Raw genomic sequence first — 26154 nt, 5'->3', positions numbered from 1 at the left:
TCACCCCAACAGGTGACGGTTTGGCGACAGCTAGACGACTATTGGGTGTCGCTGTGCTTGGTCGACTTCGACGACAGCCGCAGACTGCGCAGGCTGCGCTTCACGCTCTTGAGATGCTCGACCAGCGCCGGCCCCCGCGACATGGCCACGCCCATGGCCAGCACATCGATCACCACCAGGTGGGCGATGCGCGAGGTCAGGGGCACATAGATGTCGGTGTCTTCGTGCACGTCGATGGCGATATTGACCGTGGACAGGTCCGCCAGCGGCGTCTGCCCCGGGCAGATGGTGATCAGCGCGGCGCCGTTGTCGCGCACCAGATTGGCGGTGATCAGCAGGTCTTTGGAACGCCCCGACTGGGAGATGCAGATGGCGGCGTCGGAAGGCGTCAGGGTCGCCGCCGACATGGCCTGCATGTGTGGATCGGAATAGGCGGTGGCGCTGAGCTGCAGGCGAAAGAACTTGTGCTGGGCGTCGTTGGCCACCGAGCCCGAGGCGCCGAAGCCGTAGAACATCACCCGCTGCGCCTTGGCGATCGCCTCGATGGCCGTTTCCAGCGCCCGCATGTCCAGGCGCTCGCGCACGTCCATGAGGGTGTGCAGGGTAGTGTCGAAGATCTTCAGGCTGAAGTCTTCTACCGCATCGTTCTCGTGGATGGCGAACTGGCCGAAACTGGCCCCCGCCGCCAGGCTCTGCGCCAGGCGCAGCTTGAGATCCTGGAAGCCATCGCAGCCGATGGCGCGGCAGAAACGCACGATGGTGGGCTCGCTGACGCCGACGTTGTGGGCGAGGTCGGCCATGGAGCTGTGCATGACGGCAGCCGGATCCACCATGACCTGCTCGGCGACCTTGAGCTCCGACTTGCGCAGCAGGTGGCGGGATTGAGCAATGTGTTGCATGAGGTTCACAGGCGTATCTCGTCTAGCGGGCGGATGTAGTGCGTCGTACTTATACTACATAACGGTCGCCAAGGCTCTTGGTCATTACGATTCAGCACGGTCTTTTTCGAGCTGGCTCAGGCACTTGGTAGTCGCCTCAAAAATCGGCTACCTGAGCCGGAGCAGCTTTTGAACCGCTCTGCGCAAGGCCTTGCACAGATTCCTGCGTAGTGGCGCACAGTTACCCGGCCTCCACCTTGTAGTGCTTTTGCAATCCACTGATCAGAAAGAAATTTTCAGTTCTGGCATGGCCCTTGTTAGGTGCTGGTACCGGGCCATGAAGGCCTATCACCAGGCAAGGAGAGCACCATGCCAACCCCCGCGTATCTGTCCCTCGAAGGCACCAAGCAAGGCCTGATCACCGCTGGTACCTTTACCGAAGACTCGGTCGGCAACATTTTCCAGGAAGGCCACGAAGACCAGATCCTGGTCCAGGCCTTCAATCACCAGGTGATCATTCCCCGCGATCCCCAGTCGGGTCAGCCCACCGGCCAGCGGGTGCACAAGCCGCTGATGATCACCAAGGTCTTCGACAAGGCCTCGCCGCTGATCTTCAACGCCCTCACCTCCGGCGAACGCCTCGGCAAGTGCCGCCTGGAGTGGTACCGCACCTCGGCCACCGGCACCCAGGAGCACTACTTCACCATCGAGCTAGAGGACGCCATCATCGTCGACGTCCAGTCGCGCATGCCCAACTGCCAGGACCCGAGCATGGCGCACTTTACCCACCTGGAAGACGTCTACTTCACCTACCGCAAGATCGTCTGGACCCACGAGGTCTCCGGCACCTCCGGTTCCGACGACTGGCGCTCGCCGATCGCCGCCTGACGCACCATTCCCAAGCCTTTCCCTGACCCCCGGCCAGCCCTGCTGGCTGGGGGTTCGGCCGCCCTGTGCCACCCGCCTCGCCTCCCATCCGTCCGGTTTGGCGCTCCTTCTACCGCATCGGTAGAATGCGGCGATGAATGACGACATCTCCCTGCTGCTCAATTCCCTCAACGATGCCCAGCGTCAGGCCGTGGCCGCGCCCCTGGGTCGCCAACTGGTCCTGGCCGGTGCCGGCTCGGGCAAGACCCGGGTGCTGGTGCACCGCATCGCCTGGCTGATCCAGGTCGAGCGCGCCTCGCCGCACTCCATCCTCTCGGTGACCTTCACCAACAAGGCCGCCGCCGAGATGCGCCACCGCATCGAGCAATTGCTGGGCATGAGTCCCCAGGGCATGTGGGTCGGTACCTTCCACGGCCTCGCCCATCGCCTGCTGCGGGCCCACTGGCAGGAAGCGGGGCTTTCGCAGAATTTCCAGATCCTCGACAGCGACGACCAGCAGCGCATCGTCAAGCGGGTGATCCGCGAGCTGGGCCTCGACGAGCAGCGCTGGCCGGCGCGCCAGGCACAGTGGTTCATCAACGGCCAGAAGGACGAAGGCCTGCGGCCACAGCATATCCAGGCCGCCGGCGATCTCTTCCTCAGCACCATGCGCAGCATCTACGAAGCCTACGAGGCCGCCTGTGCCCGCGCCGGGGTGATCGACTTCTCCGAGCTGCTGCTGCGCGCCCTGGATCTCTGGCGCAACAATCCCAGCCTGCTGGAGCACTACCAGCGGCGCTTCCAGCATCTCTTGGTGGACGAATTCCAGGACACCAACGCCGTCCAGTACGCCTGGCTCAAGCACCTCGCCCAGAACGGCGCCAGCCTCATGGTGGTGGGCGACGACGACCAGTCCATCTATGGCTGGCGCGGTGCCAAGATCGAGAACATCCAGCAGTTCAACGAGGACTTCTCGGCCGAGATCATCCGTCTGGAGCAAAACTACCGCTCCACCGACACCATTCTCAAGGCCGCCAACGGCCTGATCGCCCACAACTTCGGCCGCCTCGGCAAGGAGCTGTGGACCGATACCGGTGAAGGCGAGGCCATCACCCTCTATGCCGGCTTCAACGAGCACGACGAAGCCCGCTACATCGTCGAAACCATCGAGAGCGAGTTCAAGAAGGGCAGCCGGCGCAGCGAGATGGCCATCCTCTACCGCTCCAACGCCCAGTCGCGGGTGCTGGAAGAGGCGCTGCTGCGCGAGAAGATCCCCTATCGCATCTATGGCGGTCTGAGATTCTTCGAGCGCGCCGAGATCAAGAACGCCATGGCCTATCTGCGGCTGATCCAGCATCGCCACGACGACGCCGCCCTGGAGCGGGTGATCAACGTGCCGCCGCGGGGCATCGGTGAAAAGACCGTGGAGGCGCTGCGCAGCGCCGCGCGGGCCCAGAACACCTCGCTGTGGCAGGCGCTGCACGACCTGGTCGGCGCCCGCGCGGTGTCGGGTCGCGCCGCCTCGGCGCTCAACGTCTTCGTCGAGCTGGTCGATACCCTGGCACTCAAGGCCGAGGACCTGTCCCTGCACAACCTGGTGCAGCAGATCATCGAGCAGACCGGCCTGGTCACCTTCCACAAGGAAGAAAAGGGCGAGAAAGGCCAGGCACGGGTGGAAAACCTGGAAGAACTGGTCAGCGCCGCGCGCTCCTTCGATTTCAGCGGTGACGAGGAGATGACGCCCCTGGCGGCCTTCCTCGACCACGCCGCCCTGGAATCCGGGGACACCCAGGCCGACAGTCACGAAGACAGTGTCCAGCTGATGACCCTGCACAGCGCCAAGGGCCTGGAATTCCCCCTGGTGTTCCTCGCCGGCATGGAAGAAGGGCTGTTTCCGCACAAGATGAGCCTCGAGGAACCCGGCCGCCTGGAAGAGGAACGTCGCCTGGCCTATGTGGGCATCACCCGCGCCATGCGCCGCCTGGTGATGAGCTATGCGGAGACGCGCCGCCTCTACGGCAGCGAGACCTACAACAAGGTGTCGCGCTTCGTCCGCGAGGTACCGGACGGTCTGATCCAGGAGGTGCGCCTGTCCAATGCGGTCAAGCAGCCTTTCGCCGGCAGTCGCCCCAACCTCTTCGCCCAGGCACCGGTGCCGGAAACCACCTTTAGCCTCGGTCAGCCGGTCCGCCACGCGCTGTTCGGCGACGGCGTCATCCTCAACTACGAGGGCTCCGGCGCCCATGCCCGGGTGCAGGTGAACTTCAAGTCCGAAGGCAGCAAGTGGCTGATGGTAAGCTACGCCAAGCTCGAACCCCTCTAGCCATGACGACCTCCTGGCTGTTCTGGGCGCTCCTGGCGGCGGCCTTCGCCGCCCTCACGGCCATCTTCGGCAAGCTGGGCGTGGAACACGTCAACGCCGATTTCGCCACCCTGCTGCGCACCCTGGTGGTCGTGGTGGTCCTGGCGGCCATCGTCCTGGCCACCGGGCAGGCGCAACCCCTGGCCAGCATCGCCGGGCGCAGCTATCTGTTCCTGCTGCTCTCGGGCGTGGCCACCGGCCTGTCCTGGCTGTGCTACTACCGGGCGCTCAAGCTGGGCCCGGCGTCGCTGGTGGCGCCGGTGGACAAGCTGAGCGTGGTGCTGGTGGCGATCTTTGGCGTGGCGCTGCTGGGTGAGCGCCTGGACCTGCGCCAGTGGTGCGGCATCGCCGCCATCGGCGGGGGCGTGCTGTTGCTCGCCTGGCGACCTTGAAGGGGCGCAGGAAAAGGGCCTGACCGCCGGTGGGAGATTGCCGGACGGCAGAAAGCGGCCAAGCCCATTTCCTGCATTGCGCATTCCCTTGCCATCGTCCCGTTCATTCAAACGGGCGACTTAGAGCGATTCTGCCGCGTCGATCCCCGGCCGGCAATGGCTGGATTCCGCAAAAGCGGCCTAATGATGTCCGCCCTTGTCCTGCTCCAGGGTCTCGATGAAGGCAATCTGCAGCCGCGAATGGACGCGGATGAACCAGCGCCACAGCACCGCGATCACCACCACCGCGACCAGGCCGATCAGCAGCAACAGCTCACCGCGCGGCAGGATGCTGCTGCTCAGGGCGGCCAGCAGCACCAGGATGCCGGCCAGCGACAGCAGCGGGATCAACTCGCTGACCAGTCGCCGCACCGGCTGCGTATAGCGCCCGGCCTGGTTCTGCCTGACGCTGAGTTCGGCCATCAGCATGGCCAGGGCCTTGAGCTTGCGATAGGCGGCGATCAGGCAGGGCAGCGACAGCAGCAACGCGCCACCCCAGATGCAGGCCTTCTGCAGGTCGGGATCGGCGATCCAGGTGCTGAGCCAGCCCGCCAGTCCGCCGGCGAAATAGGCTCCGCCGAGGAAGATGGCGATGACCAGCGACAGGTTGATGCCGACCTGCAGCAGGATGCGTCTCATCATGCCGGCCAGGACCGCCTTCTCGCCCTGGGGCTGGATGCTGCGCAGCCATTCGCCATAGATGCCCAGCACCCGCTGCAGCGGCTGCGGCAGCCAGCGACCGATCCATAGCGCCAGCGGATCGGCGGCCTTGATCAGATAGGGGGTGAGCAGCGTGGTGACCGCCGACACGGCCACCGCCACCGGATAGAGGAAGTGGCTGGTGACGCCCAGGGTGATCCCCAGGGTGGCGATGATGAAGGAGAACTCGCCGATCTGCGCCAGCCCCATGCCGACCCGCAGCGAAGTCCGGCCGTCGTTGCCGGCGATCAGGGTACCCAGGCTGCAGGCGAGGATCTTGCCCAGTACCACGGCCACGCTGATCACGGTGATCGGCCAGGCGTACTCCACCAGCACCTTGGGATCGAGCAGCAGGCCGATGGCGACGAAGAAGATGGCGCTGAACATGTCGCGCAGCGGCTCCACCAGCTTTTCGATCTGCAGCAGCTGGCGCGATTCGGCCATGATGGCGCCGATCAGGAAGGCGCCCAGCACCACGCTGTATTCCAGCTTGGCCACCAGCAGGCAGAAGCCGAAGCAGAGTCCCAGCACCGTGATCAGCAGCATCTCGTTGCTTTCGAACTTGGCCACGTAGGCCAGCAGGCGCGGCACCAGCAGGATGCCGATGACCAGGGCGACGATCATGAACAGACTCAGCTTGCCCAGGGTCGAGGCCACCGCGCCCGGCTCCACCGAGCCGCTCACCGCCAGACCCGACAGCAGGGCGATGATGCCGATGCCGAGGATGTCCTCGACGATCAGCACGCCAAAGATCTGCTGGGCGAAGCGCTCGTGCTTCATCTTCAGCTCGTTGAGCGCCTTGACGATGATGGTGGTCGAGGAGATGGCCAGGATGGCGCCGAGGAACAGGGAATCCATGTGCGACCAGCCGAACATCTGCCCCACCTGATAACCCAGCCAGAGCATCAGGCTGATCTCCAGGAAGGCGGCGATGAAGGCCGTGGCGCCCACCCGGAACAACTTGCGTAGCGAGAATTCCAGACCGAGGCTGAACATCAGGAAGATGACCCCCACCTCGGCGAGGGTCTTGATGCTTTCTTCGTCGTGGATCAGACCGAATGGCGGGGTGTGGGGTCCTATGATGAAGCCGGCGAGGATATAGCCCAGGACCACGGGCTGCTTGAGGCGGTGGAAGAGGATGGTCACCACGCCGGCCACCAGCATGATGACGGCCATGTCCTGGATAAAAGCTAAAGCATGCATCGGCCGGGCCCTCCTATGACGGGCCGGGCACTCTCCCGACACCTGCGCTGACTGGAGACCCAGACTAGCATCTGTAAACTCTTGTGACGGATTTTGCAAAAATCTGTAATAGATTGATGTGCTTGGAAATTTTCAACGGTCGCACGCACTTGGCGGCCTGCTTCCAGGGAACGCCGACAGGGCAAAATACCGAAACAATTCACGCTGGCTGTACTTGACCGGGCAGCGCAAGATGTATCCAACACCAGACTCTTCACAGAGAGAACACCACATGCAACGCCTGATGAGCTTCTTCATGATCCTGTGCCTGGGCCTCACGCTCAGCCTGGATGCCAATGCCAAACGCATGGGCGCCGGCAAGTCCGCTGGCGCCGCGCCCATCCACCAGACCCGCCAGGCCGCACCGACCCAGCAGCCGGGCATGGCCGCTCCTGCCGCCGGTGCTGGCGCCGCCGCCGCTGCCCGTCCGAGTGGCGCTTCGCGCTGGCTCGGCCCGCTGGCCGGTATCGCCGCCGGTGGTCTGCTGGCCTCCATGTTCATGGGTGACGGCTTCGAAGGCTTCCAGTTCTTCGACTTCCTGATCCTGGCCCTCATCGCCTTCGTGATCTTCCGCCTGATCGCCCGTCGCAAGCAGCAGGCTGGTCCGCAGCCCGCCGTCGCCGGTCATGCGCCCATGCAGCGCGAGATGCCCAACCAGCCCAACAATGGCGGTCTGTTCGGCGGTGCCGCTGCCGGTGCCGCACCGGTGATCAACGCGCCGAGCTGGTTCAATGCCGAGCGCTTCGTGGCCGCCGGTCGTGATCACTTCATGAGCCTGCAGCAGCACTGGGACGCCAACGAGATGGACAAGATCTCCGAGTTCGTCACCCCGCAGATGCTGCAGTGGCTGCGTGACGAGCGCGCGGCCCTGGGCGAAGGCTTTCAGTCCACCTACATCGAGAACCTGAACGCTACCCTGGACGGTGTCGAGGACCTGCAAGGCAAGACCATCGCCACCATCACCTTCAACGGTGTATCCAAGGAATCGCGCTTCGACCAGGGCCAGCCGTTCAGCGAAAGCTGGCGCATGGAGCGCATGGCTGGCGAGAACCAGCCCTGGCTGCTGGCCGGTATCCGCCAGAACGCCTGATAACAGCGCTGCACCGAAAAGCCCGGCTCTACGCCGGGCTTTTTCATGGGCGCCGCCTGCCGAACATCTCTCGAAACCGCTATCAAGTCCGCACGGAAGCTGCCGTTATCCCGGACTGAACTGCTAACCTTGCGCGCCTCTTTTCCCTTTATCCGGTGCGCATTTCGAGAGAGGCCTGCTATGGAAGACGTCATCGAACGCCTGCGTGAAGAAAACGAACCCGTTCCCGTACCCCTGGAGCTGCCCGACGAAGACCTGCTGGTCGAGATTGAGGAAGAGCTGCTCATCAGCCTGCCGCCGGAATTCCGTGAATTCCTGCTGACCGTCAGCGACGTGGTCTATGGCCGTATCGAGCCGGTGACCGTCACCGACCCCCAGTCCCATACCTATCTGCCGGAAGTGGCCGCCACTGCCTGGGACGAAGGCCTGCCGCGGGAGTACATTCCCCTCTGCGCCAGCGACGACGGCTACTACTGCGTCAGCCAGGAAGGCGAGGTACTGTTGTGGGAAGACGGCGACCTGACCGACGAATCCTGGGATTCGGTCTGGATCTGGGCCCGCGACGTCTGGCTGGAAGGCTGACCGGGCCGGTACTGAACGACCCTGCCCGACACGGGTCTGGATAAGGCCATTACTCCGGAGGAAGCGTCATGAGCACTCCCGTCGTCCTGATCACCGGCGCCGCGGGCGGCCTCGGCCGCGCCCTGGCGCAACGCTTCGCCCAGAGTCGCTGGCGCGTTGCCGCCGCCGACCGCGATGCCGAGGGCCTGCATGGGCTGAACGGCATCGTCGGCCTGGATTCCAGCGTGACCGCCGATATCTCCAGCGCCGAGGGCTGCCGTTCCCTGGTCAGCAAGGTCATGGCCCGCACCGGGCGCCTGGATGCCCTGATCAACGCCGCAGGCATCTGGCGCGAAGGCGAGGTGGAGACCTTTACCGAGGACGACTACGACCTGGTGATGGCGGTCAATCTCAAGGCCACCTTCTTCATGTGCTCGGCGGCCATCCCCTTCCTCAAGGAAAACCGCGGCGTCATCATCAATGTCGCCAGCGGCGCCGGGCGTCAGCCCATCGCCGGTGCGGCGGCCTATGGTGCCGCCAAGGCGGCGGTGCGCTTCTTCAGCCAGAATCTGGCGGTGGAACTGGCGCGCGATGGCGTGCGGGTCAACGCCGTCTCGCCAGGCGATATCGACACCCCCATGCTGGACTTCCAGGCTGCCCACTACGGCAGCGGCGATCCGGCGGGCTATCGTCGCAACCTGCTCAATCGCTATCCGCAGGGCGAAACCGCGCGCTTCATCCAGCCGGAAGAGGTGGCCGAGTTCGTCTATTTCCTCTGCCAGCCCCAGGCGGCGGCCATTTCCGGCGCCGACCTGCCCATCGACTTCGGGCTCTCCGCCGGCCGTTGATGGCTGTGACAGACGGCGCCGCTGCGCCGTCTACAGGATTTCCCCCTCGAGGATTCGCCCATGGAAGCCGGCAACCACCAGTTGAGCATGACCATCCTGATGACCCCGGACCTGGCCAACTTTTCCGGCAATGTCCACGGCGGCGCCCTGCTCAAGCACCTCGACGAGGTGGCCTACGCCTGTGCCAGCCGCTATGCCGGACGCTATGTGGTGACCCTGTCGGTGGATCAGGTGATCTTTCGCGAGCCGGTGCATGTCGGCGAACTGGTGACCTTTCTCGCCTCGGTGAACTACACCGGGACCACCTCCATGGAGATCGGCGTCAAGGTCATCACCGAGAACATCCAGCAACGCTCGGTGCGCCACACCAACAGCTGCTTCTTCACCATGGTGGCGGTGGACGAGCACGGCAAGTCCTGCCCCGTCCCCCAGCTCGAACCCGTGACCGCGGACGAGAAGCGGCGCTGTGTGCAGGCCCAGCAGCGCCGGCAGATCCGTCGGGAACTTCAAGAGCGCTATCAGGCACTCAAGGAAACCTTTTGAGTTTTGCCGGCTAGGTCGCCGTCGTTCGACGGCAGCGGCTCCAGGATCTGGCAATCCAAATCCTTGGAGCCAGCATGTCCCATGACACCCCCCTGATATCCACCCTGGCGATCGGCCTGGTCCTGGCGTTCGCCTTCGGCACCCTGGCCACCCGCCTGCGCCTGCCGCCCATCGCCGGCTATCTGCTCGCCGGAGTGGCCGCCGGCCCCTTCACGCCCGGCTTCGTCGCCGATCCCGAGCTGTCCAAGGAATTGACCGAGATCGGCGTCATCCTGCTGATGTTCGGCGTGGGTCTACACTTCTCCATCAAGGATCTACTGGCGGTCAAACGCATCGCCATTCCCGGCGCCATCGTGCAGATCGCCGCCGCCACCCTGATGGGCATGGGCGTGAGCCATTTCCTGGGCTGGGGCCTGGGCAGCGGCCTGGTCTTTGGCCTGTCGCTGTCGGTAGCCAGTACCGTGGTGCTGCTGCGGGCGCTGGAAGAACGGCAGATGGTGGAGAGCCGGCGCGGACGGATCGCCGTGGGCTGGCTGATCGTGGAAGACCTGCTGATGGTGCTGGCCCTGGTGGTACTGCCGGCGCTGGCCGGGCCGCTGGGTGGCGACAGCGGCGAAGAGTCGGGCCAGAGCCTGGGCCTGGAACTAGGCCTCACCGCGCTCAAGGTCGGTGCCTTCATCGCCCTGATGCTGCTGGTGGGCCGGCGGGTAATCCCCTGGCTGCTGGCCCGGGTGGTCCGTACCGGTTCGCGCGAGCTCTTCACCCTGGCGACCCTGGCCATCGCCATGGGCATCGCCTACGGCTCGGCCTCGCTGTTCGGGGTGTCCTTCGCCCTGGGCGCCTTCTTTGCCGGCGTGGTGCTCAACGAGTCGGAACTCAGCCACGACGCCGCGGAGAATTCGCTGCCTCTGCGCGAAGCCTTCGCCGTGCTGTTCTTCTTTTCGGTGGGTTGCCTGTTCGATCCGGAGATCCTGCTGGAACAACCCCTGGCGGTACTGGCCACGGTGGCAGTCATCGTCCTTGGCAAGTCGATCGCCGCGACCCTGATCGTCCTGGCCTATCGCCGACCGCTGAGCGTGGCCCTGACCATCGCCGCCAGCCTGGCGCAGATCGGCGAGTTCTCCTTTATCCTCGCTAGTCTCGGCCTGTCGCTGAAATTGCTCGACCAGAGCGCTCACGACCTCATCCTGGCCGCCGCCATCATCTCCATCATCCTCAATCCGCTGCTGTTTCACGGCATCGATCGCCTGCAGCCCTGGATGGAACGCCGCGAAGGCCGACGGCTGATCAATGCCAAGGGCAAGCATGCCCCGGAACTGGACGACGAACCCGAGCCGGTCGAGCAGAGCGGTCACCTGGTGCTGGTGGGCTATGGGCGGGTGGGTCGTTACATCTGCGATCGCCTGGACCACCAGGGTCCGCCGCTGATAGTCATCTCGGACGAGCCCGAGCACGTCACGGCGCTACGCCAGCAGGGGTTCAAGGTGATCCTCGGCAACGCGACCCAGGACAAGGTACTGGCGCGGGCCAGGCTCAAGGAGGCGCGGGCGCTGCTGCTGGCGATTCCCAACGGCTTCGAAGCTGCCGAGATCGGTCGCCGGGCGCGGGAGCTGGCGCCGGATCTGCACATCCTCGCCCGCGCCCATCACGACGACGAGATCCGGCATCTGGAAGCCAATGGCGTGGACGAGGTGATCATGGGCGAACGCGAGATCGCCCATGGCATGTTCCGCTATCTGGGCCTGGAGCGGCCCGGGGAGCACGAGGCCCAGCCCAGGGGCTCCGTCGCCTGACGACCTAGCGGCGCTGGATCTTGAAGTTGAAGGTCTTGGTGGCCTTGCGCGGCACGATCTGACCACCGGAGACACGCGGGGCGAAGCGCCATTCACCCAGTACCTCGAGCACGGCGCGCTCCAGTTGCTTGTTGGAGGCTTCCAGCACCTGGATATCGGCCAGTCGACCGTCCGCGGTCACGGTGAACATCACCCGCACCTCGCCACCCACACCGCGACGACGGAGCATTTCCGGATATTCCGGCGGTGTCATCTTGACCGGCCGGATATCGGCGTCGTCGATGCTGCCGGTAGGCAGGCCCGCGGTCTTTGGCGGGCCGGATGGTGCCGCGGCGGGTGCCGGCTGACTGGGTGCGGCGCTGGCCGCAGGCGCGGGTGCCGGTGACGGCGCGGCCTGGGCGACGGGCTCCGGTGCAGGCTCGACCTTTTTCGGCAGCGGCTTCTGCTGGCTGTGCTCGACCGGCTTGGGCTTCGGCTTGGGTTTGGGCTTTTCCACCACCGGCTTGGGCGGCTCCACCGGCTTCGGCGGTTCCACGGGCTTGGGTGGCTCCGGGGGCGGCGGTTCGGGTTGTGGTGGCGGCGGCGCGGGCGGTGCCGGGGTCGGCGCCGGGGGTTCGGGAACCGGCTTGGGCAACTGGATGAAGCTGACCTGCATGGGTTCGTCACCCTTGGCGATCTTCAACTCCGGCGGCGCCTGGACCACCAGGAACAGGGCCGCTGCCATACTGGCGTGCATGATCAGCGACAGCGCCGAGGCGGCGCCCCAGCCGCGGCCACGCGGTGGCTGCTCGCCCGGCTCGGCCGCACCGACCGGGGTCAGTACCGGGGTCAGGATCTCTTCATTACGCTCGGGCATGCGGAACGACAAGATGGTGGCCGAAGGCTCGCTTCGCTCGGCATTGACCCCTGCCACCGGCTCCACGTCGCCGGCCCTAACGGGTCCCTGGACGGATTCCACCTCGTCACCGTCAGAACGCGCGGCAATTACGAAGGGTTCAGGCTTGGCAAGCGACGTCGGAGCCATGTGAGCAATACGCAGAGGAAGTAAATTTAATAATCATTATCATTAACTGAACAAATTTGGCAACCTCAAATGTCGCGAATGGTCCCGCGCAGATCCTTTTCGAGGGCCTCTAGGTCCGGCCTCTCCTCCAGGATCAGCTCCAGCCGGTTGTCACGCCGCCATAGGGTCGGTTCCCAGCGACCTTCCCCGGCGAGACCGTTGTAGGCCTGCCAGCCATCCGCCAGCTGCAGGACCGCCTTCAGCCTGATCAGCCCAGGAAGACCACCCAGCAGGGCCAGCAGCGCCAGCCCATCGAAGCTGTGGCTGGGATGCCAGCGCCAACCGACGGCCTGGTGTCCCTCTTGGGTATGACTGAAGCGCAGCGGACGCCCCGGCAGCAGCAGTGCCTGCGGGCTGGTGGCGGTGCCAGGCTCGGGCAACTCGCCGCCAGCCGATGCCTCGGTGTTTGCCAGGGGCAGTTCGGCCAGGGGGATCCGCCCTTCTTCGGTCCAGTACAGCGGCCGGTTGCCCAGTTGCGCAGGCAGGAGGGTGCGGTCCAGACCGGAGCTCTTGTTGAGCACGACCAGACCGGCCTGCTCCAGCGCCTGTTGTTGGGCCTCCGGCAGGGGCTGGCGTTCCAGCACCTGCCGGGCGTCCACTACCCAGACCAGGGGTTGCAAGCTCAGCACCCCGGCCCAGGGCGAGGCCTGGAGTAGCCGACAGAGGCTGGCGGGATGGCCAAGACCTGAGGGCTCGATGATCAGCCGCTGCGGCCGAGCGCGCCGCAACAACCGCGTGAGGGCCACCTGCAGGGGCACACCCTGGACGCAGCACAGGCAACCGCCCGGGACCTCAGCAATACTCAGGCCCTCGTCGTCCGGAGTCATGAGCGCCGCGTCGAGTCCGACCTGGCCGAATTCGTTGACCAGGATCGCCCAACGCTCATGGGCGGGACGCTGGGCGAACAACTGGCGGATCAGGGTGGTCTTGCCGGCCCCCAGAGGACCGGCGATCACATGGGTCTTGATATCGGCGAGGCGCATGGCGAGAGGTCGAATGCTAGAGTGGCGATTTGATCGAGGAGATGGGCTGGAATGTGGCGATCGCTGATCCCGCTGCTGCTGTTGCCGTCACTGGCACTCGCCGATGCCTGCGTGATCCGCAGTCGTCAGGGCAGTGTGGACGTGCAGATCTGCCAGAGCAACATCGACATCCCCGCCCCGCTGTTTCGCGACGGCTTCTGCCAGCCGCAGCTCAAGGGTCAGCAGACCGAGGTCAGCTTCGTCGACCGCTGCCCGGTCGGCGAGATCGGTATCTGCCAGGGTGCACGCAGTCCTGGCGTGCCCTATCGACAGGACATCCACTATTACGGCGAGCCCGGCGACGGCCGCTTTCTGGCCGTCGCCTGCAGCCAGCAGAATCAGGGCCGCTGGCGCGTGCCCTGAGGTTCCACGTGGAACCACTTATTCCACGGTTACCGACTTGGCCAGGTTGCGGGGCTGATCCACGTCGGTGCCCTTGAACACGGCCACGTGGTAGGACAGCAACTGCAGCGGGATCGTGTAGAGGATCGGCGACAGGGCGTCATGGATGTGCGGCATCGGCACGATCCGCGTGCCTTCGCCTTCCTCGAAGGCAGCGCGCTCGTCGGCGAAGACGATCAGCTGACCACCCCGCGCCCGCACCTCCTGCAGGTTGGACTTGAGCTTTTCCAGCAGCTCGTTGTTGGGCGCCACCGTCACTACCGGCATGTCGGCATCCACCAGCGCCAGCGGACCGTGCTTGAGTTCGCCGGCCGGATAGGCCTCGGCGTGGATGTAGGAGATCTCCTTGAGCTTGAGCGCGCCCTCCATCGCCACCGGGTACTGCTCGCCGCGTCCCAGGAACAGGGTGTGGTGCTTCTCGGCAAAGGACTCCGCCAGCTTCTCGACGGTCTTGTCCATGGCCAGGGCTTCGTCCAGGCGCGCCGGCAGCCGTCGCAGCTCGGCCACCAGCTCGGCTTCGACACCGGCATCCAGGCGTTGCTGGCAGCGTCCCAGACTCAGGGTCAGCAGCAGCAGGGAGACCAGCTGGGTGGTGAAGGCCTTGGTCGAGGCCACGCCAATCTCCGGACCCGCCTGGGTCAGGAAGCTCAGCTGGGATTCGCGCACCAGGGAGCTGGTCGCCACGTTGCAGATCGCCAGGCTGCTCAGATAGCCGGATTGCTTGGCCATGCGCAGCGCGGCCAGGGTATCGGCGGTCTCACCGGACTGGGAGATGGTGACGAACAGGGTGTCCGGGCTGACGGCGACACGGCGGTAGCGGAATTCGCTGGCCACCTCCACCTGGCAGGGAATCCCTACGTATTCCTCGATCCAGTAGCGCGCCACCGAACCGGCGTGGAAGCTGGTACCACAGGCGACGATCTGCACCTGGCGCACCTTGGCGAACAAGGCGGACGCCGAGGGACCAAAGGCCTCGGGTAGTACCTGTCCATCACCCAGGCGCCCTTCCAGAGTGCGCTGGACCACGCTGGGCTGCTCGTGGATCTCCTTGAGCATGAAGTGGCGATAGGCGCCCTTGTCGGCCGCCTCGCTGCCTTCGTGGTACTGCACCGTCTCGCGCTGGACCGGCACCCCGTTCACGTCCCAGAGCTGGACCTGATCCAGACGAATCTCGGCCACGTCGCCCTCTTCCAGATAGACGAAGCGATCGGTCACCTGACGCAGCGCCAACTGGTCGGAAGCCAGGTAGTTCTCGCCCAGGCCCAGGCCGATCACCAGGGGACTGCCGCTACGGGTCGCCACCAGACGATCCGGCTGCTGGCGCCAGACCGCCGCCAGGCCGTAGGCGCCGTGCAGCTCCTTGACCGCCAACTGGAGCGCCGTGGTCAGGTCGCCACTGTCCTGCAGCTTGAGGTGCAGCAGGTGGACGATGACCTCGGTATCGGTTTGGGAGGTGAAGACATACCCCTGAGCCTTGAGCTGGGCGCGCAGGGCTTCGTGGTTTTCGATGATGCCGTTGTGCACCACGGCCACGTCACCCTGGGAGAAATGTGGGTGGGCATTGGCTTCGGTGGGCGCACCGTGGGTCGCCCACCGGGTGTGGGCAATGCCCAGGCGACCGGCCAGGGGATCGGCCAGCAAGGCCGCTTCCAGTTCACTGACCTTGCCGATACGGCGCAGACGCTGCAACTCGCCCTGGGCATCCAGCAGGGCCAGGCCGGCGCTGTCGTAGCCACGATATTCCAGGCGCTTGAGACCCTCGACCAGAATGGCGGTGATGTTACGCTCGGCAATGGCGCCGACGATTCCACACATGCTTACCTCCCGTTGCTGGTTTATCCACAGCGACCCAGCGGGGCCAGCTGTGGATGACCTGATTGTCTAGTTTTCCACAGGGGCGCAGACCACCTGTACCCCCTGGGTTTCGATCGCCCGGGCCGCTTCGGCGGGCAGGCGCTCGTCGGTAATGAGCACGTCCACCCTTTCCCAAGGTAGTTCCAGATTGGGAATTCGCCTGCCCAGCTTGCTCGCTTCGGCCATGACCACCACCTCCCGCGCCACCTCGGCCATCACCCGCGACAGCGACAGATGCTCGTTGAAGGTAGTGGTGCCACGCTCCGGATCGAGGCCGTCAGCGCCGATGAACAGCTGGTCGAAGTCGTAGGAGCGGAGCACCTGCTCGGCAACCTGGCCCTGGAAGGATTCCGAGTGCGGATCCCAGGTGCCGCCGGTCATCAGCAGCATGGGTTCCTGCTCCAGCTCGCGCAGCGCCATGGCCACCTGCAGGGAATTGGTCATGACCACCAGGCCGGGACGGCGATCGAGCTGGGGAATCAGCGCCGCCGTGGTGCTGCCGCAGTCGATGATGATCCGTGCATGTTCGCGCAGGCGCTGGGCCGCGGCCCGGGCGATGGCCTGCTTGAAGGGCGACGCCTGGGGCGGTGCCTCGGCCAGCAGCTCCTGGGGCATGGCCACCGCGCCGCCATAGCGACGCAGCAGCAGGCCATTGCGCTCGAGGGCGGCCAGGTCCTTGCGGATGGTGACCTCGGAGGTCTCCAGCTGACGGGCCAGCCCGTCCACGCTGACCTCGCCCTGCTCCTGGAGCTGGGCGAGGATGGCGTGACGGCGCTGCGCGGTATTGCGACGGGTCATAAATTTCGATTCGAAAGATAATGGATCGAATCAAAACCTAATAGCGAGCAGCCGTCAAGTCTTGGGGGTCTTCTTCGGCCGCTGCCAGCTGGTCTTGTTGACCTGCCGGGCCCGCCCCAGGGCCAGGGCATCAGCGGGCACATCGGCCGTGATGACCGAGCCTGCTGCGGTGGTCGCGCCCGCGCCGAGGCTGACCGGGGCCACCAGCGAGCTGTTGGAACCCACGAAGACATCCGCGCCGATTTCGGTTCGAAACTTGTTGGCACCATCGTAGTTGCAGGTGATGGTGCCCGCCCCTATGTTGCTGTCCGGGCCGATGCTGGCATCACCCAGGTAGCTCAGGTGCCCGGCCTTGGCGCCGGCCTGCAGGTGGGCGTTCTTCAGTTCGACGAAATTGCCTACATGGGCCTTGGCGCCCAGTTCGCTGCCCGGTCGCAGGCGGGCGAAGGGACCGACGTCGGCGCCCTCCCCTACCACGGCGCCGTCCAGATGACTGTTGGCCTTGATGATGGCGCCGCGCTTGAGCACGCTGTCCTTGATCACGCAATTCGGACCGATGCTCACGCCGTCTTCCAGCACCACCCGGCCTTCGAGAATGACATTGACGTCGATGGAGACGTCGCGACCCGCCTCGACCTGGCCACGCTGATCGAAGCGCAGGGGATCCAGCAGGGTCACGCCCTGCAGCATCAGGCGCTCGGCGGCGCGCTGCTGGAAGTGCCGTTCCAGCTGGGCCAGTTGCCGGCGATCGTTGGCGCCCTGCACTTCCATGGCATCCGCCGGCTGGCTGGTGGCGATGGTCAGGCCGTCCGCCACCGCGAGGGCGATGACGTCGGTCAAGTAGTACTCGCCCTGGGCATTGCTGTTGGACAGGCGACCCAGCCAATCCGCCAGGCGCCGACCGGGTACCGCGAGGATGCCGGTATTGCCTTCGCGAATGGCGCGCTGGGCGTCGCTGGCGTCCTTGTGCTCGACGATGGCGGTTACCCGCCCCTGCTCATCGCGCAGGATCCGCCCATAGCCGGTGGGATCGTCCAGCTCCACGGTCAGCAGCGCCAGGTGACCGTCATCCACCTGCTGCAACAGGCGCTGCAGGGTCTCGGTCTGGATCAGGGGTACATCGCCATAGAGGATCAGCACCCGCTCCGCCGTCAGCGCCGGCGCCGCCTGAGCTACGGCATGGCCGGTGCCGAGTTGCTCGGCCTGGACCACGAAGCTGACGTCGTCCGCGGCCAGCTGGCTGCGGACCTGGTCGGCGCCATGACCGATGACGACATGGATGCCGGCCGGCTGCAACTCACGAGCACGGTCGAGGACATGCCCCAGCATGCTGCGACCGGCTACGGGATGCAGCACCTTGGGTAGAGCGGATCTCATGCGGGTGCCCTGGCCAGCAGCCAGGATGACGATTTCCAGGGACATCGGAACCTCGGAGACAGGAGGAAGAGACGAGCCGGCAACCGAAGGCGACAGGCGCCTTCCAAGTCCGACTACGCGAAATTTCTCGCCCACTTTTCGGGCGACAAAAGAAAAGGGTAGCCGAAGCTACCCTTGTCGTTACAGCCTGACCTTGCGCTTAGCGCTTGGCTTGCCGCTTGAGCTGCTGGATGGTGCGCAGCTGGGCGGCGGCTTCGGCGAGCTGAGTGGCGGCAGCGGTGTAGTCGAACTCCGTGCCCTTGTCGCTCAGCGCTGCCTCGGCGCGCTGCTTGGCTTCCAGAGCGGCAGCTTCGTCGATGTCACCGGCGCGGCTGGCGGTATCGGCCAGCACTTCGACGACATTCGGCTGCACTTCCAGAAAACCGCCGGAGATGTAGAACACCTCCTCGGCGCCCCCGGCCTTGACCAGGCGGATGGGGCCCGGTTTCAGATCGGTGAGCAGCGGCGCATGGCCCGGGGCGATACCCAGATCACCCAGGTGGCCGTGGGCGATGATCATCTCCACCGCGCCGGAGAAGATTTCCCCTTCCGCGCTGACGATGTCGCATTGGACTGTCTTGGCCATAGCGTGCCTCTAAAAGCGCCCGTCGCCGGGCGCGGCAGTTACAGTTTCTTGGCTTTCTCGATGGCTTCGTCGATGCCGCCGACCATGTAGAACGCCTGCTCGGGCAGGTGATCGTAGTCGCCACGCAGGATCCCGGAGAAGCCGGCGATGGTGTCCTTGAGGGACACGTACTTGCCGGGCGAACCGGTGAAGACCTCGGCCACGAAGAACGGCTGGGATAGGAAGCGCTGGATCTTACGAGCACGGGATACCAGCTGCTTGTCGGACTCGGACAGTTCGTCCATGCCCAGGATCGCGATGATGTCCTTCAGTTCCTTGTAGCGCTGCAGCACGTACTGGACGCCGCGAGCGGTGTCGTAGTGCTCCTGGCCGATCACGTTCGGGTCCAGCTGGCGCGAGGTGGAGTCCAGGGGATCGACTGCCGGGTAGATACCCAGGGAGGCGATGTCACGGGACAGAACCACGGTGGCGTCCAGGTGGGCGAAGGTGGTTGCCGGGGACGGGTCGGTCAAGTCATCCGCAGGGACGTAGACGGCCTGCACGGAGGTGATCGAACCCAGCTTGGTGGAGGTGATGCGCTCCTGCAGGACACCCATCTCCTCTGCCAGGGTCGGCTGGTAGCCCACCGCGGACGGCATACGACCCAGCAGCGCGGACACTTCGGTGCCGGCCAGGGTGTAGCGGTAGATGTTGTCGACGAACAGCAGGACGTCACGGCCTTCGTCACGGAATTTCTCGGCCATGGTCAGACCGGTCAGGGCCACGCGCAGACGGTTGCCCGGCGGCTCGTTCATCTGGCCATAGACCAGGGCGACCTTGTCCAGAACGTTGGAGTCCTTCATCTCGTGGTAGAAGTCGTTCCCTTCACGGGTACGCTCGCCCACGCCGGCGAACACGGAATAACCGCTGTGCTCGATGGCGATGTTACGGATGAGTTCCATCATGTTGACGGTCTTGCCCACGCCGGCGCCGCCGAACAGGCCGACCTTGCCGCCCTTGGCGAAGGGGCAGACCAGGTCGATGACCTTGATGCCGGTTTCCAGCAGGTCGTTACCACCGGCCTGCTCTGCATAGGACGGGGCCTTGCGGTGGATTTCCCAGCGCTCTTCCTCGCCGATGGGGCCGGCTTCGTCGATGGGGTTGCCCAGCACGTCCATGATGCGGCCGAGGGTCTTGACGCCGACCGGGACCTTGATGGCCTCGCCGGTGTTGCCCACGTTCAGGCCGCGCTTGAGGCCTTCGGTGCTACCCATGGCAATGGTACGGACCACGCCGTCGCCCAGCTGCTGCTGGACTTCCAGGGTGGTTTCGGCACCCTGCACCTTGAGGGCGTCAAAGACGCGCGGTACCGCGTCGCGCGGGAATTCCACGTCGATCACGGCGCCGATGATTTGTACGATACGTCCGCTACTCATTTCGCGTTCCTCGAATGTTTAAGCTGTCCGTCAGACCGCGGCGGCGCCGCCGACGATTTCCGAAATTTCTTGGGTGATCGCAGCCTGGCGAGCCTTGTTGTAGACCAGCTGCAGCTCCTTGATGAGATCGCCGGCGTTGTCGGTGGCGTTCTTCATCGCGATCATCCGCGCGGCCTGTTCGCTGGCAGCGTTCTCGACCACGGCCTGATACACCTGGGATTCCACGTAGCGCACCAGCAGACCGTCGAGCAGGGTCTTGGCGTCGGGCTCGTAGAGGTAGTCCCAGTGCTTGCCCTGCAGCTCACCGCCCTCACCCGGCACCAGGGGCACCAGTTGCTGGATGGTCGGCTTCTGGGTCATGGTGTTGACGAAGACGTTGGACACCACGTACAGACGGTCGATACGGCCGTTCAGGTAGGCATCCAGCATCACCTTGATGCTGCCGATCAGATCGCTGATCGCCGGGGCTTCGCCGAGGTGGCTGATGGCCGCGACCACGTTGCCGCCGAAGCTGCGGAAGAAGGAGGCACCCTTGGCCCCGATCACCGCCAGATCGATCTCCACACCCTTGCCGCGCTGGTCGCTCATGTCGCGAACCAGAGCCTTGAACAGGTTGGTGTTCAGACCACCGGCCAGACCCCGATCGGAGCTGACCACGATGTAGCCGACGCGCTTGACCTCGCGATCCACCATGAAGGCATGGCGGTACTCGGGGTTGGCGTTGGCCAGGTGGCCGATCACAGCGCGGATGCGCTCGGCATAAGGCTTGCTGGCAGCCATGCGGGCCTGAGCCTTACGCATCTTGCTGACCGCAACCTTTTCCATGGCGCTGGTGATCTTCTGTGTGCTTTTGATGCTCGCGATCTTGCCGCGAATCTCTTTTGCGCCTGCCATGTGACACCTATCGGGTTGGCAAACGGGGGCTGGCGCCCCCGTCGCGGCTTACCAGGTTTGCGTGGCCTTGAACTTCTCGATTCCCGCCTTGATGCCGGCGTCGATCTCGTCGTTGAAGTCGCCCTTCACGTTGATCTTGGCCATCAGGTCGGCGTGATCGCGGTTGAAGTAGGCGATCAGGGCCTGCTCGAAGCTACCGATCTTGTCCAGGGACACATCGCTCAGGAAACCACGCTCGGCGGCGTACAGGCTCAGGGACATCTCGGCGATGGACATGGGCGCGTACTGCTTCTGCTTCATCAGCTCGGTGACGCGCTGACCATGCTCGAGCTGCTTGCGGGTGGCTTCGTCCAGGTCCGAGGCGAACTGGGCGAAGGCCGCCAGTTCACGGTACTGGGCCAGCGCGGTACGGATACCGCCAGACAGCTTCTTGATGATCTTGGTCTGGGCCGCACCACCCACACGGGATACCGAGACACCGGCGTTGACCGCCGGGCGGATGCCCGAGTTGAACAGGCCGGCTTCCAGGAAGATCTGGCCGTCGGTGATGGAGATCACGTTGGTCGGAACGAAGGCGGACACGTCGCCGGCCTGGGTCTCGATGATCGGCAATGCGGTCAGCGAGCCAGTCTTGCCGGTCACGGCGCCGTTGGTGAACTTCTCGACGTAGTCGGCGGAAACGCGGGAAGCGCGCTCGAGCAGACGGCTGTGGAGATAGAACACGTCGCCGGGATAGGCTTCGCGGCCCGGCGGACGACGCAGCAGCAGGGAGATCTGGCGATAGGCCACGGCCTGCTTGGACAGATCGTCATAGACGATCAGGGCGTCTTCACCGCGGTCGCGGAAGTATTCGCCCATGGTGCAACCCGAGTAGGGCGCCAGGAACTGCAGGGCAGCCGATTCGGACGCACTGGCTGCCACCACGATGGTGTTGTGCAGAGCGCCGTTCTCTTCCAGCTTGCGCACCACGTTGGCGATGGTCGATTGCTTCTGACCAATGGCAACGTAGACGCAGCGGATGCCGCTGTTCTTCTGGTTGATGATGGCATCGATCGCCATGGCGGTCTTGCCGATCTGACGGTCACCGATGATCAGCTCACGCTGACCGCGGCCTACCGGGATCATGGCATCGACGGCCTTGTAGCCGGTCTGCACCGGCTGGTCGACTGACTGACGCCAGATCACGCCCGGTGCGACCTTCTCGACGGCGTCGGTGGCGCTGGCGTTCAGCGGACCCTTGCCATCGATGGGGTTGCCCAGGGCGTCGACGACGCGGCCCAGCAGTTCCGGACCAACCGGGACTTCCAGGATGCGGCCGGTGCACTTGGCGCTCATGCCTTCGGCCAGACCCAGGTAGCTACCCAGGACCACAGCGCCGACGGAGTCCTGCTCCAGGTTCAGCGCCATGCCGTAGATGCCGCCGGGGAATTCGATCATTTCGCCGTACATGACGTCGGCCAGACCGAAGATCCGCACGATACCGTCAGACACGCTGACGATGGTGCCTTCGTTGCGGGCTTGCGAGGTCACGTCGAGTTTATCGATGCGACCCTTGATGATTTCACTAATTTCGGAAGGATTGAGTTGCTGCATGCTACTGCCCCTTCAAACTCAAGGTTTCAACGCTTCGGCCAGTTGCGCGAGCTTGCCGCGAACGGAGCCATCGATTACCAAGTCGCCGGCGCGGATAACCACACCACCGATCAGGCTCGCATCCTCGGATGCATTTAGTCGCACTTGTCGACCTAGCCTTGCGCTGAGAGCCTTGGCGAGTTTGTCTTGCTGTTCGTCGCTCAGGGCGAAAGCACTGGTGACTTCCGCCTCGATGGATTTTTCCTGCTCGGCCTTGTACGCCTCGTAGATCTCGGCGATGGCCGGGAACAGGTCGATCCGGTTGTTTTCTGCCACGGTCCGAACGAAGTTCTGGGACTGTGCATCCAGCTGATCGCCACATACATCGATGAGCAATCCGGCCTTGGCGTCCGCAGTCAACTGCGGCTGCTGAAGCAGCTGGCGCACGGTCCCATCTTGGGATACCGCGGCGAGCAGCCCTAGCGCGGCCGACCATTGGGTCAGCTGCTGCTGGGACTGTGCGAACTCGAAAGCCGCCTTGGCATAGGGCCGGGCCAGCGTGTTCAGTTCTGCCATTGGTGGCCTCGCTTAGATTTCCGCTGCCAGTCGGTCGACCAACTGGGCATGAGCATTGGCATCAACGGTCGATCCGAGGATCTTCTCGGCGCCGGCCACGGCCAGCACGCCGACGCGAGCACGCAGAGCGTCCTTCGCGGTGTTGATTTCCTGCTCGATTTCCGCCTGAGCCTGCGCCTTGATCCGGTCGCCTTCGGCACGGGCCTTGGCCTGTGCGTCCTCGACGATCTGAGCGGCACGCTTGTTGGCTTGCTCGATGATCTCGGCTGCCTGGCCCTTGGCTTCGTTCACTTTCTGGTTGGCTTGCTGCTGTGCCACTTCCAGATCACGAGCCGCGCGGTTGGCAGCGTCAAGGCCATCGGCAATCTTCTTCTCACGCTCACGCAGCGCCGAGATGATCGGCGGCCACACGTACTTCATGCAGAAGAGCACGAAGATGAAGAAGGCAACGGACTGGCCTATCAGGGTTGCATTAATGTTCACGCCAACACCTCGCTCGTTCGTTGTCCATCAGTCCTGCCTACACCCGTGAGGGTGATCAGCCGGCGATCTGACCAACGAAGGGGTTAGCGAAGGTGAAGAACAGGGCGATACCAACACCGATCATGGTCACGGCGTCGAGCAGACCGGCGACGATGAACATCTTGACTTGCAGCATCGGAACCATTTCCGGCTGACGAGCGGCGCCTTCGAGGAACTTGCCACCCAGCAGACCGAAGCCAATGGCGGTACCCAGAGCGCCCAGGCCAATCAGCAGAGCAACGGCGATCGCGGTCAAACCAACTACAGTTTCCATCTTTCCTCCCGACTTTTTTAGTCGTCTTGGTTAAGGTTGAAGCGAAAAAGTTTTCCCAAGTTACCCGGCGAACAACGTCCTCCGGGACTCACGGCAGAACCGCCTCCGGACGCCGTCAGCAGCGTCCGGGGGCCATTCCTTAGTGACTTTCTTCGTGCGCCATCGACAGGTAGACGATGGTCAGCATCATGAAGATGAAGGCCTGCAGGGTGATGATGAGGATGTGGAACACCGCCCACGCCCACTGCAGCACGATACCCAGGCCACCCAGCGCCAGACCGTTGGCGAACATGATGGCGATGAGGATAAAGATCAGCTCGCCAGCATACATGTTGCCGAACAGTCGCAGTGCCAGCGAGATCGGCTTGGCGATCAGGGTGACGAATTCGAGCAGGAAGTTGATCGGGACCAGGATGATCTGCAGCAGCATGTTCTTGCTGCTGAAGGGATGCAGGGTCAGCTCGCCGAAGAAGCCGCCCAGGCCCTTCATCTTGATGCTGTAGAAGATCAGCAGGGCGAACACCGACAGGGCCATGCCCAGGGTGGCGTTCGGGTCGGTGGTGGGCACCACGCGGAAGTAGGTGTGCTCGCCGAACAGCATGCCGGCCACGGACGGCAGCCAGTCCACCGGCACCAGGTCCATCAGGTTCATCAGGAAGATCCAGACGAAGATGGTCAGGGCCAGAGGCGCGATCAGCGGATTCTTGCCGTGGAAGGTGTCACGGACGCTGCCGTCGACGAATTCGACCAGCACCTCGACGAAGTTCTGCAGGCCGCCGGGCTGACCGCTGGTGGCCTTCTTGGCGACGCTGCGGAACAGCACCAGGAAGATCAGGCCGAGGGCGACCGACCAGCCAAGGGTATCCACGTGGAAGGCCCAGAAGCCCATTTCCTTAGCTTCAGCGGGGGTGTGGGCGAAGCTCCAGCCGTTCACCGGGTGCATACCATAGGTCAGGTTCTGCAGGTGGTGCTGGATGTAGCCCGAAGCGGAGTCTGCTGCCATGTGTGCCTCGAATGCCTTAAGGTCTAGTCGGTTTTTTCAGTAGCAAGGGCGCGCCGGCATTGACCATCAGCGTCAACAGGTAGACGCCGAACAGTGCAGGAGCCGAAAGCGGTTTTACCCCAGCAAACGTCAGTGCAAAGAGCACTGCCGTGAGAATCAGTTTGCCCGCCTCGCCCGAGTAGAAAGAACGGACGATGTCTTGGGCGGCATGGGCGCCGCGATAGCGGAACGCCTTGAACGAAAAATACAGATTGGGCAGCCAGGCAATCAGCCCGCCCAACAATCCGGAATAACCGGCGACCTTACCGACGAAGCAAAACAAGACAACGGCGGCACACGACGCGACAGCCAGTTGGACGAGCAGCAGGCGAAAGGCAGGCTGGTGATGGAAAGGCAGGCGTTTGGGCGTGCGGCGGTCCATCGGCTCGAAGTCCTCTGGTGTCGGCTTAATAGTTGTTTTCACTGGCATGCTTTGTGCCGACAAAAAGCGGGCAAAGTATAGGGGCGCGTCCGGAGTGGTTCAAGCCACCCCGGACAGATTGCCGTCCAGGCTCGCAGGCATTTGTGTCAGCGAATGTGCGCCAGTACGCCTTGAAGTTCGTCCAAAGAGGTGTAACGGATCACCAGCTGGCCCTTGCCTTTCTCGCCGTGGCGGATCTGCACGTTGGCGCCCAAACGTTCGGCCAGACGCTGCTCCAGCCGACTGATGTCGGGATCGACCACCGCGGCCTTCTCCTCCGGCTCCGCGCCGCTGAGCCACTGGCGCACCAGGGCTTCGGTCTGGCGGACGGTGAGGCCCCGTGCGACAACGTGCCGCGCCCCTTCGCCCTGGCGCGCCTTGGGCAGACCGAGCAGTGCGCGGGCATGGCCCATTTCCAGCTCGCCCTTGGCCAGCAGGTCCTTGGCGTCTTCGGCCAGTGCCAGCAGGCGCAGCAGGTTGGTCACGCCCGAGCGCGACTTGCCGACGGCTTCGGCCACCTGGGCCTGGGTCAGCTCGAATTCGTCCTGCAGCCGCTGCAGGGCCATGGCCTCTTCCAGCGGATTGAGATTCTGCCGCTGGATGTTCTCGATCAGCGCCAGGGCGATGGCGACCTGGTCGGGCACGTCGCGCACCAGCGCCGGGATGCGCTCCAGACCGGCCTGCTGGCTGGCACGCCAGCGGCGTTCGCCGGCGATGATCTCGTAACGGCCTTCACCGATGGCACGCACCACGATCGGCTGCATCAGCCCCTGGACACGGATGGAGTTGGCCAGCTCTTCCAGAGCGGTCGGATCCATGTGCCGGCGTGGCTGGTACTTGCCGCGCTGGATGATGTCCAGCGGCAGCGATTGCAGTTCGCTGACCGGGGTGGCGGCGGCCTGCTCCTGCAGGACCTTGACGCTGGCACCGCCGAGCAGGGCGTCGAGACCGCGGCCCAGACCTCGTTTCTTCACAGCCATGGG

Annotated in this window: 26 protein-coding genes; 9 read left to right on the top strand and 17 right to left on the bottom strand. The window is 64.5% G+C overall.

Annotation, left to right across the window (positions count from 1 at the left end; all coding sequences use genetic code 11):
- Positions 1-38: 38 nt before the first annotated feature.
- Complete coding sequence (hexR, locus tag FHR73_RS14605; protein WP_017639169.1) at positions 39-908, bottom strand: transcriptional regulator HexR; 870 nt, start codon at positions 906-908, stop codon at positions 39-41.
- 339 nt (positions 909-1247) lie between these two features.
- Here hexR and FHR73_RS14600 point away from each other — a divergent pair, with 339 nt between their 5' ends.
- From FHR73_RS14600 to FHR73_RS14590, 3 genes are all read left to right on the top strand, one after another.
- Positions 1248-1766 carry an Hcp family type VI secretion system effector gene (locus tag FHR73_RS14600; RefSeq protein ID WP_017639168.1) on the top strand — a complete coding sequence of 173 codons (519 nt, stop codon included), beginning with the start codon at positions 1248-1250 and terminating at the stop codon, positions 1764-1766.
- A 133-nt stretch (positions 1767-1899) separates the two neighbouring features.
- Positions 1900-4068, top strand: a complete 2169-nt coding sequence (uvrD, locus tag FHR73_RS14595; RefSeq protein WP_183632206.1) for a DNA helicase II — start codon at positions 1900-1902, stop codon at positions 4066-4068.
- Positions 4069-4070: 2 nt separating this feature from the next.
- Entirely contained in the window at positions 4071-4499 is a 429-nt protein-coding gene (locus FHR73_RS14590) for an EamA family transporter (RefSeq protein ID WP_007160104.1), read from the top strand.
- A gap of 180 nt (positions 4500-4679) precedes the next feature.
- Here FHR73_RS14590 and FHR73_RS14585 read toward each other — a convergent pair whose 3' ends face one another.
- Entirely contained in the window at positions 4680-6440 is a 1761-nt protein-coding gene (locus FHR73_RS14585; protein ID WP_183632205.1) for a cation:proton antiporter, read from the bottom strand.
- A 271-nt stretch (positions 6441-6711) separates the two neighbouring features.
- On the opposite strand from FHR73_RS14585, the gene FHR73_RS14580 reads away from it, so the two are divergent.
- From FHR73_RS14580 to ybaL, 5 genes are all read left to right on the top strand, one after another.
- Positions 6712-7569 carry a Tim44 domain-containing protein gene (locus FHR73_RS14580; RefSeq protein ID WP_183632204.1) on the top strand — a complete coding sequence of 286 codons (858 nt, stop codon included), beginning with the start codon at positions 6712-6714 and terminating at the stop codon, positions 7567-7569.
- A gap of 180 nt (positions 7570-7749) precedes the next feature.
- A complete protein-coding gene (locus FHR73_RS14575; protein ID WP_133860206.1) occupies positions 7750-8151 on the top strand; it encodes an SMI1/KNR4 family protein in 402 nt (133 codons plus the stop codon).
- Positions 8152-8219: 68 nt separating this feature from the next.
- Positions 8220-8978, top strand: a complete 759-nt coding sequence (locus tag FHR73_RS14570; RefSeq protein WP_027598710.1) for an SDR family NAD(P)-dependent oxidoreductase — start codon at positions 8220-8222, stop codon at positions 8976-8978.
- 60 nt (positions 8979-9038) lie between these two features.
- Complete coding sequence (locus FHR73_RS14565; RefSeq protein WP_183632203.1) at positions 9039-9521, top strand: acyl-CoA thioesterase; 483 nt, start codon at positions 9039-9041, stop codon at positions 9519-9521.
- A 74-nt stretch (positions 9522-9595) separates the two neighbouring features.
- Positions 9596-11314, top strand: a complete 1719-nt coding sequence (ybaL, locus tag FHR73_RS14560) for a YbaL family putative K(+) efflux transporter (RefSeq protein WP_183632201.1) — start codon at positions 9596-9598, stop codon at positions 11312-11314.
- A 4-nt stretch (positions 11315-11318) separates the two neighbouring features.
- Here the strand turns inward: ybaL and FHR73_RS14555 are convergent, their stop codons facing one another.
- Positions 11319-12170, bottom strand: a complete 852-nt coding sequence (locus FHR73_RS14555) for an energy transducer TonB (protein WP_260175709.1) — start codon at positions 12168-12170, stop codon at positions 11319-11321.
- Positions 12171-12403: 233 nt separating this feature from the next.
- Entirely contained in the window at positions 12404-13360 is a 957-nt protein-coding gene (locus FHR73_RS14550) for a GTP-binding protein (protein ID WP_183632197.1), read from the bottom strand.
- Positions 13361-13411: 51 nt separating this feature from the next.
- Between FHR73_RS14550 and FHR73_RS14545 the strand changes: the two genes are divergently transcribed.
- Positions 13412-13762 (top strand): NADH:ubiquinone oxidoreductase, encoded by a 351-nt coding sequence (locus tag FHR73_RS14545; RefSeq protein WP_183632195.1) that lies wholly within the window; start codon positions 13412-13414, stop codon positions 13760-13762.
- Positions 13763-13780: 18 nt separating this feature from the next.
- Here FHR73_RS14545 and glmS read toward each other — a convergent pair whose 3' ends face one another.
- The 13 genes from glmS to FHR73_RS14480 form a co-directional block, all read right to left on the bottom strand.
- Positions 13781-15616: a glutamine--fructose-6-phosphate transaminase (isomerizing) gene (gene glmS, locus FHR73_RS14540; protein ID WP_183632194.1), complete on the bottom strand. Its 1836-nt coding sequence runs from the start codon at positions 15614-15616 to the stop codon at positions 13781-13783.
- A gap of 66 nt (positions 15617-15682) precedes the next feature.
- Positions 15683-16453: a DeoR/GlpR family DNA-binding transcription regulator gene (locus tag FHR73_RS14535; RefSeq protein ID WP_183632193.1), complete on the bottom strand. Its 771-nt coding sequence runs from the start codon at positions 16451-16453 to the stop codon at positions 15683-15685.
- 54 nt (positions 16454-16507) lie between these two features.
- Positions 16508-17875, bottom strand: coding sequence for a bifunctional UDP-N-acetylglucosamine diphosphorylase/glucosamine-1-phosphate N-acetyltransferase GlmU (gene glmU / locus FHR73_RS14530; RefSeq protein ID WP_183632192.1), 1368 nt, complete (start codon positions 17873-17875; stop codon positions 16508-16510).
- Positions 17876-18029: 154 nt separating this feature from the next.
- The gene (locus FHR73_RS14525; protein ID WP_007160117.1) at positions 18030-18455 is read right to left on the bottom strand and encodes a F0F1 ATP synthase subunit epsilon; all 426 of its coding nucleotides are present in this window, start codon (positions 18453-18455) and stop codon (positions 18030-18032) included.
- 38 nt (positions 18456-18493) lie between these two features.
- Positions 18494-19870, bottom strand: a complete 1377-nt coding sequence (gene atpD / locus FHR73_RS14520; protein WP_017641466.1) for a F0F1 ATP synthase subunit beta — start codon at positions 19868-19870, stop codon at positions 18494-18496.
- Between the two features lie 30 nt (positions 19871-19900).
- Positions 19901-20764 carry a F0F1 ATP synthase subunit gamma gene (gene atpG, locus FHR73_RS14515; protein WP_183632191.1) on the bottom strand — a complete coding sequence of 288 codons (864 nt, stop codon included), beginning with the start codon at positions 20762-20764 and terminating at the stop codon, positions 19901-19903.
- Positions 20765-20812: 48 nt separating this feature from the next.
- Positions 20813-22357 carry a F0F1 ATP synthase subunit alpha gene (gene atpA, locus FHR73_RS14510; RefSeq protein ID WP_017641467.1) on the bottom strand — a complete coding sequence of 515 codons (1545 nt, stop codon included), beginning with the start codon at positions 22355-22357 and terminating at the stop codon, positions 20813-20815.
- A gap of 18 nt (positions 22358-22375) precedes the next feature.
- Entirely contained in the window at positions 22376-22912 is a 537-nt protein-coding gene (locus tag FHR73_RS14505; RefSeq protein ID WP_007160121.1) for a F0F1 ATP synthase subunit delta, read from the bottom strand.
- 12 nt (positions 22913-22924) lie between these two features.
- The gene (locus FHR73_RS14500) at positions 22925-23395 is read right to left on the bottom strand and encodes a F0F1 ATP synthase subunit B (protein ID WP_007160122.1); all 471 of its coding nucleotides are present in this window, start codon (positions 23393-23395) and stop codon (positions 22925-22927) included.
- A gap of 55 nt (positions 23396-23450) precedes the next feature.
- On the bottom strand, positions 23451-23708 hold the full coding sequence (atpE, locus tag FHR73_RS14495) for a F0F1 ATP synthase subunit C (protein WP_003097235.1): 258 nt from the start codon (positions 23706-23708) through the stop codon (positions 23451-23453).
- A gap of 139 nt (positions 23709-23847) precedes the next feature.
- On the bottom strand, positions 23848-24711 hold the full coding sequence (atpB, locus tag FHR73_RS14490) for a F0F1 ATP synthase subunit A (protein WP_133860216.1): 864 nt from the start codon (positions 24709-24711) through the stop codon (positions 23848-23850).
- A 16-nt stretch (positions 24712-24727) separates the two neighbouring features.
- The gene (locus tag FHR73_RS14485; RefSeq protein ID WP_183632190.1) at positions 24728-25132 is read right to left on the bottom strand and encodes a F0F1 ATP synthase subunit I; all 405 of its coding nucleotides are present in this window, start codon (positions 25130-25132) and stop codon (positions 24728-24730) included.
- Positions 25133-25278: 146 nt separating this feature from the next.
- Complete coding sequence (locus FHR73_RS14480) at positions 25279-26151, bottom strand: ParB/RepB/Spo0J family partition protein (RefSeq protein WP_183632189.1); 873 nt, start codon at positions 26149-26151, stop codon at positions 25279-25281.
- Positions 26152-26154: the final 3 nt, after the last annotated feature.

It is taken from the genome of Pseudomonas sp. AS2.8, from assembly GCF_014190935.1.
Classification (GTDB): Bacteria; Pseudomonadota; Gammaproteobacteria; order Pseudomonadales; family Pseudomonadaceae; genus Chryseomonas.
Note: the sequence above shows the minus strand (reverse complement) of the source record. Positions and strands in the feature narration are given on the sequence as shown.